11 protein-coding genes are annotated in these 12,616 nt (G+C 69.2%); 4 read left to right on the top strand and 7 right to left on the bottom strand.

Features of this window, described 5'->3' with window-relative positions:
• Positions 1-57: 57 nt before the first annotated feature.
• Together tauA and AruCF_RS15525 are read right to left on the bottom strand one after the other, a co-directional pair.
• A complete protein-coding gene (tauA, locus tag AruCF_RS15530) occupies positions 58-1,086 on the bottom strand; it encodes a taurine ABC transporter substrate-binding protein (protein WP_049074123.1) in 1,029 nt (342 codons plus the stop codon).
• Positions 1,087-1,583: 497 nt separating this feature from the next.
• Positions 1,584-2,435: a LysR family transcriptional regulator gene (locus tag AruCF_RS15525; protein WP_049074118.1), complete on the bottom strand. Its 852-nt coding sequence runs from the start codon at positions 2,433-2,435 to the stop codon at positions 1,584-1,586.
• 174 nt (positions 2,436-2,609) lie between these two features.
• On the opposite strand from AruCF_RS15525, the gene AruCF_RS15520 reads away from it, so the two are divergent.
• Positions 2,610-3,473 (top strand): DMT family transporter, encoded by an 864-nt coding sequence (locus AruCF_RS15520; RefSeq protein ID WP_144419139.1) that lies wholly within the window; start codon positions 2,610-2,612, stop codon positions 3,471-3,473.
• A 73-nt stretch (positions 3,474-3,546) separates the two neighbouring features.
• Here the strand turns inward: AruCF_RS15520 and folE are convergent, their stop codons facing one another.
• The 3 genes from folE to AruCF_RS15505 form a co-directional block, all read right to left on the bottom strand.
• Positions 3,547-4,092, bottom strand: a complete 546-nt coding sequence (gene folE / locus AruCF_RS15515; RefSeq protein WP_083036801.1) for a GTP cyclohydrolase I FolE — start codon at positions 4,090-4,092, stop codon at positions 3,547-3,549.
• A 99-nt stretch (positions 4,093-4,191) separates the two neighbouring features.
• On the bottom strand, positions 4,192-4,848 hold the full coding sequence (locus AruCF_RS15510) for a response regulator (RefSeq protein WP_049074112.1): 657 nt from the start codon (positions 4,846-4,848) through the stop codon (positions 4,192-4,194).
• A complete protein-coding gene (locus tag AruCF_RS15505) occupies positions 4,845-6,272 on the bottom strand; it encodes a cache domain-containing protein (RefSeq protein WP_049074110.1) in 1,428 nt (475 codons plus the stop codon). Before AruCF_RS15505 ends, AruCF_RS15510 begins: the two co-directional genes overlap by 4 nt.
• Before the next feature lie 316 nt (positions 6,273-6,588).
• Between AruCF_RS15505 and AruCF_RS15500 the strand changes: the two genes are divergently transcribed.
• Together AruCF_RS15500 and AruCF_RS15495 are read left to right on the top strand one after the other, a co-directional pair.
• Positions 6,589-8,676, top strand: a complete 2,088-nt coding sequence (locus tag AruCF_RS15500) for a carbon starvation CstA family protein (protein WP_049074108.1) — start codon at positions 6,589-6,591, stop codon at positions 8,674-8,676.
• Between the two features lie 17 nt (positions 8,677-8,693).
• Entirely contained in the window at positions 8,694-8,906 is a 213-nt protein-coding gene (locus AruCF_RS15495) for a YbdD/YjiX family protein (protein ID WP_100504858.1), read from the top strand.
• A gap of 62 nt (positions 8,907-8,968) precedes the next feature.
• Here AruCF_RS15495 and AruCF_RS15490 read toward each other — a convergent pair whose 3' ends face one another.
• Positions 8,969-9,832 (bottom strand): DMT family transporter, encoded by an 864-nt coding sequence (locus tag AruCF_RS15490; protein ID WP_049074106.1) that lies wholly within the window; start codon positions 9,830-9,832, stop codon positions 8,969-8,971.
• Positions 9,833-9,983: 151 nt separating this feature from the next.
• On the opposite strand from AruCF_RS15490, the gene AruCF_RS15485 reads away from it, so the two are divergent.
• Complete coding sequence (locus AruCF_RS15485; RefSeq protein ID WP_200904306.1) at positions 9,984-11,345, top strand: aminotransferase-like domain-containing protein; 1,362 nt, start codon at positions 9,984-9,986, stop codon at positions 11,343-11,345.
• A gap of 25 nt (positions 11,346-11,370) precedes the next feature.
• Here AruCF_RS15485 and AruCF_RS15480 read toward each other — a convergent pair whose 3' ends face one another.
• Entirely contained in the window at positions 11,371-12,561 is a 1,191-nt protein-coding gene (locus tag AruCF_RS15480; protein ID WP_049074103.1) for an MFS transporter, read from the bottom strand.
• Positions 12,562-12,616: the final 55 nt, after the last annotated feature.

Here is a 12,616-nt window from a genome sequence, read left to right as displayed (position 1 = left end):
GCCAGGCGGGCGCCGGGACCGGACGCGGCTTGCGGCGCGCCCGGCGTCTCGCCGCGGCTATTTGGCGGCCGCTTTGGCGTACTGGTCGGTGACGTGGGCGCTGTAGTCGTCCAGCGACTTGTCGATCTGCTTCTGGTCCTTGAGGAATTTGGCGCTGGCGGCGAAGGCGCGCGCGGCGCCCGATTCCTTGCCGCCGCCCAGCCATTCGGGCGAGGCCTGTTCCTGGGCGGTGGGGAAGGTCAGCAGCGTGAGCGCGGTGGCGACGTCGTCAGGCTTGCCGCCGATCAGCTTGACGATGCTCTTGACCTGCGCCGAATCGGGGGTCCAGGCGGCCGGGTTGGCGCGATAGGCGGCGTACGACTTAGCCAGCACGGTGCTGAAAGCCGCCATGAACTTGGGGTTCTTGGCGGCCCAGGCGCGATCGACCACCAGGCCGTCGAAGGTCGGCACGCTGGCGCGGCCGATGGCTTCGGAGTCGGCGATGACCTTGCCCGTCTTTTCGATCTCGGTCAGGGCGGGCGGCCAGACGTAGGCGGCGTCGATGTCGCCGCGCTGCCAGGCGGCCACGATCTGCGGCGGCTGCATGTTCAGGATGCGCACGTCGCGCGGGTTGATTTTCCAGACCTGTTCCAGCCCCACCAGCAGGTGAAAGTGCGAGGTCGATACGAACGGCGTGGCGACGCGCTTGCCCTTCAGGTCGGCGGTGCCGTTGATGCCCGAGCCGTTGCGCGCCACCAGCGCTTCCGACTTGCCGATGTTGTCCAGGATCCAGAACAGTTGCAGGTCGACGCCGCGGGTGGCGGCCGAGGTGATGCCGGTGGAGCCGAGCACGCCGACCGGCACGTTGCCCGAGGCCAGGGCGGTGGAAATGTCGCCGCCCGAGGTGAACTGGCGCCAGTCGACCTGGTAGCCGGCGTCTTTCAGGGCGGCATCGAAGCTGCCGTCGGCGATGGCGGTGAGGAAGGGGCCGACGATGAGCTGATAGCCCACGGTCAGGCGGGTCTGGGCATGGGCGGGCGCGGCCAGCAGGGTGGCGGCCAGGCCGGCCAGGATGCCGCGGCGGATGAGGCGGTACAACGCGTTCATGGTGATCTCCCGTAGAGAATGGGCCGCGCCCCGACGCGACCGGCTTGTGCCGGTGCGGCCTGTGGTGCCAGTTTGCCCGGATGGGGCCGCAGCGCTAGGGCCAGATGCCGTATTCGATAGGAGCCAAGCAGGCCCCATCCTGGGGCGCTAAGGCGGTGGGAAACCCCCACGCCGCGCGCGCTGCGCTGGCTGCCCCCCAAGGGGGCCGTCCCACCTCGGGGCGGCCCGGAGGAAGAAGCCCCCACGCCGCGCGCGCTGCGCTAGCTGCCCCCCAAGGGGGCTGTCCCACCTCGGGGCGGCCCGGTGGAGGAAGCCCCCACGCCGCGCGCGCTGCGCTAGCTGCCCCCCAAGGGGGTTGTCCCACCTTGGGGCGGCCCGGCGGTGGGACGACGGCATTCCCCGGCAGGCAGGCGTGTCCTGACCCATTTGGGGGAGGGCGAGGACCGGGAGGCCCTTGCGGGCGGGTTGCGCCGTCATTGGCAATCCGGCGCGCTGCGCTAGAGCCTGAAATGACGCCGGAGCGTTTGCGCCAGCAGGTCAGTGGCCGGGTCGGTCTGCGCCGAGGTGGCACGCAGCAGGACGATCTCGTGCGCGGCGATGGCGGGCAGCCCGTCCAGCACCCGCATTGCGTTCGTCACCCGCGAGCGATCGATCAGGCTCACCGCCAGGCCGGACTCGACGCAGGCCTCCACCGCCTGGCTCGACGGACTGCTCAAGACCACCCGCCAGGCCAGGCCCGCGCGGTCCAACGCGTACGTCATCGCCTCCCGGTAGGGACAATGCGCGGCGTGCAGCGCCAGCGGCACCGGATCGGGCAAGGGCGACGGCAGCCTGACGCCACCCACCCATACCGGCGTGGTCAGCGCCAGCGAGTCTGTGTCCGGCCGCCTGGCCATCGCCTGCGCCGCCAGCGCCAGATGCAAGCGGCCGCGCCCGACCTGGTCGCGCAATGCCAGGCTGGGAGCCGTCGTCACTTCCAGCGCCACGCCCGGCCAGTCCGCGGCGAACAGCGGCAGGATGTCGCGGATGACGTGGGCCGCGTACTCGTCGGGCAGGCCCAGCTTGATACGGCCGGCGAGCGCCGTTCCCTGGATGCCGCCCAGCACCCGGTCGTGCACGCGCAGCAGCTCGGCCGTGCCGCCCAGCACGCGCTGGCCCAGGGGCGTCAAGGTCACCGACTGGTTGTCGCGCTCCAGCAGCCGGCCGCCCACCACGGCCTCCAGCCGCTGGATGTGGACACTGACCGCCGCCGGGCTGCGGTGGACATGTTCGGCGGCGGCGCGGAACTGCCCCAGCCGGGCCACGGCATGGAATGTGCGCAACAGGTCGATATCCAGGGAGGCGCTCATGGTTTTGATTTCATGAATCAGATGGCAAATATATTTTGATTTATTTGATTATGGCCTGGCTTTAAGGTCAAGGGCATGAGGACGCCCACCACGATCAAGCCAGCCATGCCCCGCCGGGACACCCGTAACGCCATATTCGCGCCGGGAACGGCGCCGCCCGCCGCCCGGGCGGCCGTGCCCCTGCTGGTCCTGGAGGCCGCCTTGATCGTGACGTGGAGTTCGGGGTTTGTCGGCATGCGCTTTTCGATCGATCACGCCTCGGCGTTCCTGGTGGTGTTCTGGCGCTGCGTGGTGGTGGCGCTCGCGCTGCTGCCCTGGGTGGCGGGCGAGCTGCGACGCACGCCGCCGGCGCTGCTGCTGCGCCACGCCGGTATCGGCCTGCTGGCGATGGCGGGCTATCTGGCGGGCGTTGCCAAGGGCATCGAGTACGGGGTGCCCGCGGGATTGGCCGCACTGATCGCCGACCTTTTGCCGATCGGCACGGCGCTGCTGGGCGCCGGGCTGCCTGGCCAGGGCCTGCGCCGGCAAGCCTGGCTGGGGTTGCTGTTGGGATTGCTGGGCGTGATCCTGGTCACGCGCGATGCGCTGGCCTGGGGCGGGACGCCGCCATGGGCCTACGGCCTGCCGCTGCTGGGCATGCTGTCGCTGGCGCTGGCGACGCTGTGGCAGAAGCAGGCCGATTCCCCGGCGTCGATGGGGGTGCTGTCCAATCTGTGGGTGCAATGCGCGATATCGGCGGTGGCCTTCGCCGCGCTGGCAGGCAGGGAATGCAGCCTGCTGCCGGTTCCCAGCGCCGGGTTCGCGTTCAGCGTGCTGTGGACCGCGGCGCTGTCGACGCTGGGCGGCTATGGCCTGTACTGGATCTGTCTGCGGCGCGCGTCTCCCACCCGGGTCGCCAGCGTGCTGTACCTGAGTCCGGCGGTTACGCTGGTGTGGGCCTGGGCCATGTTCGACGAGCCGCTGTCCTGGCTGATGCTGGTGGGCACGGCCGTGTCGGCGTGCGGCATCTGGATGGTCGTGCGGAACGAACCGCGCTAGCGCTTGCTTCGTGCGCCGACAAAAAAGCCGGTCCCGAGGGGGCCGGCCATTCCCGGGCGACGCCAGGCGCGCTTCAGCGGATCAGGCTGAGGAACTCGGCGCGGGTCGACGGGTTGTCGTGGAATTCGCCCAGCATCACCGAGGTGACCATCGACGAGTTCTGTTTTTCGACGCCGCGCATCATCATGCACATGTGCTGGGCCTCGATGACCACCGCCACGCCGGCGGCGCCGGTGACGGACTGCACCGCCTCGGCCACCTGGCGGCTGAGGTTTTCCTGGATCTGCAGGCGGCGGGCGTACATCTCGACGATGCGCGCCACCTTCGACAGGCCCAGCACCTTGCCGTTGGGCAGATAGGCCACATGCGCCTTGCCGATGAAGGGCAGCATGTGGTGCTCACAGAGCGAATACAGCTCGATGTTCTTGACCAGCACGATCTCGCGCGTGTCGGAGGTGAACAGGGCGCCGTTGACGATTTCTTCCAGATTCTGGTTATAGCCCCGGCACAGGTGGCGCATGGCCTTGGCCGCGCGCGCCGGCGTGTCGACCAGGCCTTCGCGGGACGGAACTTCCCCCAGGGCTTCGAGAATGGCGGTGTAGTGATTTTCCAATGACATGGGAACTCCTGGGGGCTGCGCGCCGGCGATGGCGATGAACACGCAAGTCTACTCCAGCGCGGGCCCGCTTCGCAGCCGGAAACCTGACGGATGGAGGGGTTATACGCCGCGGTTTTCCACCGCGTATTTGATCAGTTCGGCCTGGCCGTCGATGCCCAGCTTGCGCTTGATGTTCAGGCGGTGGGTTTCGACGGTGCGCACCGACAGGCCCAGCGCCTGGGCGATCTGCTTGTTGGCGTGGCCGCTGGCGATGTGGCGCAGCACGTCGCGCTCGCGCTGGGTCAGCAGGGTGGCGGGGGCGCTGGCTTGCGACAGGCGCAGCGACACGGCGGCGCTGAAGTAGTTGCGGCCGGTCATGACGCTATCGATGGCCGCCAGGATCTCCTGGGCCGGCTCGTCCTTGAGCAGGTAGCCGCGGGCGCCGGCGCGCACCGCCTGCAGCATGTATTCAGGGTTGTCGTGCATCGACAGCACCAGCACGGCGATCTGCGGATAGCGTTCATGCAGCTGCGCGGTCAGTTCCAGGCCGCCCACGCCCGGCATGTTCAGGTCCATCAGCACCAGTTGCGGCAGGGTGCCGCCCTGGGGGTCTTCGGCCAGGCAGGCCTGCAGGAAGGCCAGGGCGGCGGCGGCGTTGCCGGCTTCGCCCACCACCTGCAGGTGGGGCACGGTCTCAAGGCGCAGGCGCAGGCCGTCGCGCACCAGCGGGTGGTCGTCGATCAGCAGCAGTCGGATGGGGGAGCCAGGGTCGGTCATGCGGGTCGGGAAGCGTCGGAGGCGTCGGAGAAGGGCGGCGGCAAGGGCAGCCAGGCCTGCAGGGTGGTGCCCTGGTCGGTGGTATGGAAACTGAGGCTGCCGGACAGCGCGGTCATGCGTTCGCGCATGTTGCGCAGGCCGATGCCGCGGCGCGGATCCTGCTGCACCTCGGCGTAGTCGAAGCCGCGGCCGTCGTCATGGATGGTCAGGCGCAGGTCGCGTTCGGTGTAGGCCAGCGTCAGGTCGGCGCGGCGGGCGCCGGCATGGCGCACCACGTTGGTCAGGGCCTCCTGGGTGACGCGGAACAGGGCGGTGGCGTAGGCATCGGGCAGCTTCACCGGCCGGCCCTGGGTCGACAGGCGCACGGTCAGCGGCGCGGCGCCGTGCTGGCTGGCGCCGGCGAATTCGCGGCCCAGGTGTTCCAGCGCCGCCGGCAGGCCCAGGTCGTCCAGCAGGGTCGGGCGCAGGTTGTGCGAGATGCGGCGCACCTCGCCCACGGCGGTATTGAGGCGGTCGAGCGCGCCGCCCAGTGGCGTGTCGATGTGCGCCAGCGCGCGCGGCTCGGCGCCGAGGGCCTGGCGCAATCGTTCGCGCGCGGCCTCCAGCGCCAGCTTGATCGACACCAGCACCTGGCTGATGCCGTCGTGCAGCTCGCGCGACAGGCGGGCGCGTTCGTCTTCCTGCGAGCGCACCAACTGCTGCGCCATCAGCCGCAGCTTGGCGTCGGACTGGCGATGGTCGCTGATATTGAGCGCCAGGCCGCAGGCGGCCACGCCCAGGATCGAGACCGCGGCGATGCCGGCGACCCAGGCGAACATGTCGCGGATGTTGGACTGGGCGGCGGCGTCGATGTGCGCCAGGGTCTGCTCGACGTCGTCCAGGTAGATGCCGGTGCCCAGCATCCAGCCCCAGCGTTCCAGCACCACCACGTAGCCGAGCTTTTCCACCATCTGGTGGGTAGAGGGCTTTTCCCACTGGTAGTGCACCGCTTCGCCCTGGCTGCCGCCGCGGCGGGCCGCCGTCAGCAGGTTCTGGATCACTGGCTGGCCGCGGGTGTCGCGCAGGTTCCAGAGATCCTGGCCGACCAGTTCGGGCTGGCGCGGATGCATCAGGTTCCGCCCTTGCAGGTCGTAGACGAAGAAATAGCCGTCGTGGCCGAATTCCATCTGCGCCAGCAGCGCCAGCGCGCGCTCGCGGGCGGCGTCGCCGTCGCTGGCGTCCTGCAGCGGGGCAATCGCGCTGTAGGCCAGGCTGACGTAATGGCGCAGCTCGCTTTCCTTGCTGCCGAGCCAGGCGCTTTCCACCACTTCCTTTTCGCGCTGGGCCAGTTGCAGGCCCTGCACGTAGACGGCCACGGCGATGGCCGCCAGCGCCACCAGCAGGGGGACGGCGGCCAACAGCAGGATTTTCAGGCGCAGCTTCATCAGGGGATTTGTATCAGCGCCGAATGCGCGTGTTGCGGTGCATCAAGGGAAAAGGCCCACGCCGGACAGGAGTCCGCGCCGCCGATTTTACGATCCCGGCGGCGAATATGCTGCGGCGCATTCCGTAGTAACACGTAGGGAGCTTGCGTAGTTCCGCGCTTGTTGCGCCCCGGGCAAACCGAAATACTAACGCCCGCGTCGACCGGACGCCGTGCGGACGTTCGCGCCCGCCACCCTACAACAATGAGTCTGCCTACCCGCGGGACGAAAAAAGCGTTTCACGCCAAAAGCATGGCGGGAGGCAAGAGGAGCACTTATGCAAACCAGCAGTAAGGGACTGGGTCAGCACCTGGTCTGGCTTGCGGTTGCGGTCCTGGGCGCGTTCGCGCTGGGCACCGTGGCGCTGGCCAGAGGGGAGACCATCAACGCGCTATGGGTGGTGATTGCCGCCGTCTGCGTGTACTTGATCGCATACCGCTATTACAGCCGCTTCATCGCCAACAAGGTGTTCCGCCTTGATCCGACGCGCATGACGCCGGCCTGGAAGTACAACGACGGCCTGGACTACGTCCCGACCAACAAGCATGTGCTGTTCGGCCACCACTTCGCCGCCATCGCCGGCGCCGGCCCGCTGGTCGGTCCCGTGCTGGCCGCGCAGATGGGCTACCTGCCCGGCATGCTGTGGATCCTGGCCGGCGTGGTGTTCGCCGGCGCCGTGCAGGACTTCACCATCCTGTTCATCTCGACCCGCCGCGACGGCCGCTCGCTGGGCGACCTGGTCAAGTCCGAGCTGGGCAAGATCCCGGGCGTGATCGCGCTGTTCGGCGCCTTCATGATCATGGTCATCATCCTGGCGGTGCTGGCGCTGATCGTGGTCAAGGCCCTGACGCACTCGCCGTGGGGCACCTTCACGGTGGCCGCCACCATTCCCATCGCGCTGTTCATGGGTGTATACCTGCGCTACATCCGGCCGGGCAAGATCGGCGAAGTGTCCATCATCGGCTTCGTCGGCCTGATGGCCGCCATCACCTTCGGCCAGGACGTGGCCGCGCATCCGGTCATCGGCCCGATGTTCGACTTCGACGGCAAGGGCCTGACCTGGATCCTGATCGTCTACGGCTTCATCGCCTCGGTGCTGCCCGTGTGGCTGCTGCTGGCCCCGCGCGACTACCTGTCGACCTTCCTGAAGATCGGCACCATCGTCGGCCTGGCCATCGGCATCGTGGTGGTCGCGCCCGAGCTGAAAATGCCGGCGCTGACGCAGTTCGTGGACGGCTCCGGCCCGGTGTGGTCGGGCAACCTGTTCCCGTTCCTGTTCATCACCATCGCCTGCGGCGCGGTGTCGGGCTTCCACGCCCTGATCTCGTCGGGCACCACGCCCAAGCTGATCGAGAACGAAACCCAGGCCCGCTACATCGGTTACGGCGGCATGCTGATGGAATCGTTCGTCGCCATCATGGCGCTGGTGGCCGCTTGCGTCATCGAGCCGGGCATCTACTACGCCATGAACAGCCCGGCCGCCGTCATCGGCACCACGCCCGACCAGGTCGCCCAGGTGGTGTCCAGCTGGGGCTTCGTGATCACTCCGGCCGACCTGGTGCAGACCGCCAAGGACGTCGGCGAAAGCACCATCATCTCGCGCGCCGGCGGCGCGCCGACGCTGGCCGTGGGCATGGCGCACATCCTGCACCAGGCCATCGGCGGCCCCAGCATGATGGCCTTCTGGTACCACTTCGCCATCCTGTTCGAGGCGCTGTTCATCCTGACGGCCGTGGACGCCGGCACCCGCGCGGGCCGCTTCATGCTGCAGGACCTGCTGGGCACCTTCGCGCCGTCGCTCAAGCGCACGGAATCGCTGCCGGCCAACCTGATCGCCACCGGCCTGTGCGTGGCGGCGTGGGGCTACTTCCTGTACCAGGGCGTGGTCGATCCGCTGGGCGGCATCAACACGCTGTGGCCGCTGTTCGGCATCGCCAACCAGATGCTGGCCGCGATCGCGCTGACGCTGGGCACCGTGGTGCTGTTCAAGATGAAGCGCGACCGCTACGCCTGGGTCACCGTGCTGCCCACGCTGTGGCTGCTGGCATGCACGCTGACCGCCGGCTGGCAGAAGCTGTTCCATGCCGACCCGAAGGTCAGCTTCCTGTCGCACGCGGCCAAGTACAACGCCGCCATCGCCGAAGGCAAGGTGCTGGCCCCGGCCAAGTCGCTGGCGGAAATGTCGCGCGTGGTGCTGAACGACTACATCAACGCCGGCCTGTGCGCGATCTTCATGTTCGTGGTGGTCAGCATCGTGGTGTTCGGCATTCGTTCGGTGATGCGCGCCCGCGCCGAGAACCAGCCGACCGCGCGCGAGACGCCTTACGAAACCCTGCCGGCCGCTGCCGCCGCCGGCGCGGACTGACGCAAGGAGGCGCCGCCATGCTGTTTTCCAACATGACTTCGGCGGCCGGCGCCGCCGGCCGCTACCTCGGGCAGACCCTGCGGTTGATGGTCGGCGTGCCCGACTACGAGAACTACGTCGAGCACATGCGGCGCACCCATCCCGACCAGGAGCCCATGAGCTACGAGGACTTCTTCCGCGAGCGGCAGGACGCCCGCTACGGCGGCAAGAAACGCATCGGCTGCTGCTGACGGGCCACGGCTCGTCGATCGCGATGGCAAAAGGCGCCGGCTTTGTCCGGCGCCAATGGCGTTCAACGGGCGTGCTTGCGGGCCCCGGCCACGCAGATGACGGCGGCCAGCGTCACCAGCAGCATGGTCCAGTTGACCTGCTCATGCAGCAGCAGCGCCGCCAGGCCCAGGCCCATGAAGGGCTGGAACAACTGCAACTGGCCTACCCCGGCGATGCCGCCCAGGGCCAGGCCGCGATACCAGAACACGAAGCCGATCAGCATGCTGAACAGCGACACGTAGGCCAGGCCGATCCAGCCGGCCGCGGTGACCTGCGCGAACGACGAAGGCAGGGTCAGCAGCGCAAGCGGCAGCATTGCCGGCAAGGACAGCACCAGCGCCCAACTGATGACCTGCCAGCCGCCCAGCGTGCGCGACAGCCTGGCGCCCTCGGCGTAGCCCATGCCGCAGACCACGATGGCGGCCAGCATCAGCAGGTCGCCCTTGAGCGACACGTCCAATCCGCCCGTCAGCGCGTACCCCACCACGAAGGCCGAGCCCGCCACCGAGAACAGCCAGAATGCCGGCCGCGGCCGTTCGCCGCCGCGCAGCACCGCGAACACGGCGGTGGACAGCGGCAGCAGGCCGACGAACACGATCGAATGCGCCGAGGTGACGTGCTGCAGCGCCAGCGCCGTCAGCAGCGGAAAGCCCAGCACCACGCCGATTGCCGTCAGCATCAGGGCGGGCAGGTCGGCGCGCCGCGGTCGCGGCTGGCGCAGCAGCCACAGCAGGGCCCAGCCCAGCGCGGCGGCGATGGTGGCGCGGGCGCAGGTGAGGAAGATGGGGTCCAGCTCCGCCACCGCCACCCGCGTCGCGGGCAGCGATCCGGCGAAGATCGCCACGCCGATGAAACCGTTGATCCAACCGCTTGTTGCCTTGTCCATGCACCGCTCCGATGAAAACGCCAGTGGAGCATTTCCGGTGCGCCTGCCCCAGAGACAGTCCAGTACAATTAAAAATAACTGTTATGCAATACAGTCCAGTACGGCCAGGGAGGCAACGGTGAAGCAGGGCGGCACGCGAATCGATGCGGTGATGGCGCAGGTGCGGTCGCGCATCGCTTCGCGCGCCTATTCGCCGGGCACCAGGCTGCCTTCGGTGCGGGCGCAGGCGGCCGCCATGGGGGTGTCGGTGTCGACCGTGGTCGAGGCCTATGAACGCCTGGCCGCGGAAGGCAGCATCACGTCGCGGCCGGGGTCTGGCTTCTACGTCGCCGGCCCGGTGGCGCCGCTGGCGCTGACCGAGATCGGCCCCAGGCTGGACCGCGAGATCGATCCGCTGTGGGTCTCGCGTCAGTCGCTGGAGGCCGCGTCCGATGCGCTGCGGCCCGGTTGCGGCTGGCTGCCGGCCGACTGGATGTACGAAGCCGGCATCCGCCGCGCCTTGCGCGCGCTGGCCAAGGCCGCTTCGCTGGAATTGACCGAATACGCCACGCCGCTCGGCCATCCCGGGCTGCGCCAGGTGCTGTCGCGGCGGCTGGCCGCCGCCGGCATCGACACCGCGCCCGAGCAGCTCATGCTGACCGAGTCCGGCACCCAGGCGATCGACCTGATCTGCCGGTTCCTGCTGGAGCCGGGCGATACCGTGCTGGTGGACGATCCCTGCTATTTCAATTTCCATGCCTTGCTCAAGGCGCACCGCGCCCGCGTGGTCAGCGTGCCGTACACGCCACACGGGCCCGACGTGGCGCGTTTCGAGGCGGCGCTGCGCGAGCACGCGCCGCGCCTGTACATCACCAATTCGGGCATCCACAACCCAACCGGCGCGACGCTGTCGCCCCTGGTGGCGCACCGGCTGCTCAAGGCCGCCGACGGCGCGGGGCTGGTGATCGTGGAAGACGACATCTTTGCCGACTTCGAGCACACGCCGGCGCCGCGGCTGGCCGCGTTCGATGGCCTTTCGCGCGTGATCCAGATCGGCAGCTTTTCCAAGACCATCTCGGCCTCGCTGCGCTGCGGCTACATCGCGGCGCGGGCCGACTGGATCGACAGCCTGGCCGACCTGAAGATCGCCACCACGTTCGGCGGCGGGCGGCTGGCGGCCGACGTGGTGTTCCGGACGCTGACCGACAGCGGCTACCGCAAGCACATGGATTGGGTGCGGCAGCGGCTGGGCGAGGAGCGCGACCGCGCCAGCGCGCGGCTGCGGGCGCTCGGCATCGTGCCGTGGCTGCAGCCGAAGGCGGGCATGTTCCTGTGGTGCCGCCTGCCGGCGGGCATTGACGCGGCAACCGTGGCGCGCGCCTGCCTGCGCGACGGCGTGGTGCTGGCGCCAGGCAACGCCTTCAGCGTGTCGTTGAGCGCGGGCGACTGCCTGCGCTTCAACGTCGCCCAGTCCACCGATGCGCGCGTTTTCGACACCCTGGCGCGGGCGTTGGCCGCGGCGCGCAAGGCGTGAGCCGTCCCGAGGATGCGTCCGCGCGCTAGGGGCTGTTGGCTGGCGCGTCGTGGCGGGCCCGCTTCTCGGCGGCCAGCACCAGCGGAATGGCGCAGGCCGCGCACAGCGCCATCACCAGGAAGCCGCCCGGCGCGTAACCGCGATACAGCGCGCCGCCCAGCTGGATGCTGCCGAACATGAACACCCCGCCCGACAGCAGCGCATACAGCGCGATGGCCGACGTCTTGCACGCCGCCGGCACGCGGCGCGCGATGTACCACATGATGGCGGCATTGTTGCCGGCCAGCGTGAAGCATTGCAGCACCTGCAGCGCCGCGATCCAGCCCGGATCGGCGGTGGCCGACAGGCCGGCCCAGCGCAGCGCCGTCATGGCGGCCGAAACCAGGATCAGCCATTGGGCGCCGAGCCGCGCCAGCACCTTGGGCGCCAGGAAGAAGAACAGCACCTCGCTGGCCACGCCCACCGCCCACAGCGTCGAGATCAGCGCCGTCGACAGGCCGCGGTCGGTCCAGTAGAGCGTGGAATACGAATACAGGAAACCGTTGCTGGCCTGCACCAGCGAAGCGGCGGCGATGCACAGCAGCAGCGGCCGGTCGCGCAGGATCTCGCGCATCGGCAGCCGCGCGCGCGCGGCCGGCGCCTCGTCGGCGCTCGGGCGCGCGGCCCGCGGCAACAGGCGCACGCAGGCCAGGCAGGCGAGGATCAGCAGGATCGACAGCCACATTACCCAATCGGCGTCGAAGGTCTTGATGAGGTAGCCGCCGGCCACCGTGACCACGGCGAAGCCGAGCGAGCCGCAGGCGCGGATGATGGTGTAGGAATTGCCCTGCCCACGGCCGCTGGCGATGGCCATGCGGTCCAGCAGCGGCAGCACCGCCGGGAACACCGCGTTCAGCAGCAGGGTGACGGCGAACAGCCAGGCCGGCGCCGCGCTGAACGGGTAGCAGATGAACAGCAGCAGCGAAGCGGCCAGCGCGGCGAAGATCAGCCCATGCGCGCCGCCGCGCTGGTCGGCCACGTGCGCCACCACCGGCGTCGACAGGATCTTGGGCAGGAACGAGGTCGCCACGATCAGGCCGATCAGCGTCGGGTCGAGGCCGCGGCTGCCGAACCAGAGGGGAAGAAACGGGATGCTGACGCCCTGCAAGCCGTAGTACAGGAAGTAGAACCCATGCAGGGCGATAGCGCCTTGCCGGGCGTCGGGGTTGCCGCGCATAGCGATGTGACGGGAGTGTGGCCGGTGTGAAGCGCCGTAGCATACTCCTTCCGCC

It is taken from the genome of Achromobacter ruhlandii, from assembly GCF_002082135.1.
In the GTDB taxonomy this organism is placed as follows: domain Bacteria; phylum Pseudomonadota; class Gammaproteobacteria; order Burkholderiales; family Burkholderiaceae_B; genus Achromobacter; species Achromobacter ruhlandii.
The sequence above is the reverse complement of the archived record's forward strand: the minus strand, read 5'-3'. Positions and strand labels throughout refer to the sequence as shown.

Bases quoted from the DNA above. Each gene is read 5' to 3' on its own strand.
- tauA (WP_049074123.1), bottom strand. From the start codon at position 1,086: ATGAACGCGTTGTACCGCCTCATCCGCCGCGGCATCCTGGCCGGCCTG.
- AruCF_RS15510 (WP_049074112.1), bottom strand. From the start codon at position 4,848: ATGACCGACCCTGGCTCCCCCATCCGACTGCTGCTGATCGACGACCAC.
- AruCF_RS15525 (WP_049074118.1), bottom strand. From the start codon at position 2,435: ATGAGCGCCTCCCTGGATATCGACCTGTTGCGCACATTCCATGCCGTG.
- folE (WP_083036801.1), bottom strand. From the start codon at position 4,092: ATGTCATTGGAAAATCACTACACCGCCATTCTCGAAGCCCTGGGGGAA.
- AruCF_RS15480 (WP_049074103.1), bottom strand. From the start codon at position 12,561: ATGCGCGGCAACCCCGACGCCCGGCAAGGCGCTATCGCCCTGCATGGG.
- AruCF_RS15490 (WP_049074106.1), bottom strand. From the start codon at position 9,832: ATGGACAAGGCAACAAGCGGTTGGATCAACGGTTTCATCGGCGTGGCG.
- AruCF_RS15505 (WP_049074110.1), bottom strand. From the start codon at position 6,272: ATGAAGCTGCGCCTGAAAATCCTGCTGTTGGCCGCCGTCCCCCTGCTG.
- AruCF_RS15485 (WP_200904306.1), top strand. From the start codon at position 9,984: ATGGCGCAGGTGCGGTCGCGCATCGCTTCGCGCGCCTATTCGCCGGGC.
- AruCF_RS15495 (WP_100504858.1), top strand. From the start codon at position 8,694: ATGCTGTTTTCCAACATGACTTCGGCGGCCGGCGCCGCCGGCCGCTAC.
- AruCF_RS15500 (WP_049074108.1), top strand. From the start codon at position 6,589: ATGCAAACCAGCAGTAAGGGACTGGGTCAGCACCTGGTCTGGCTTGCG.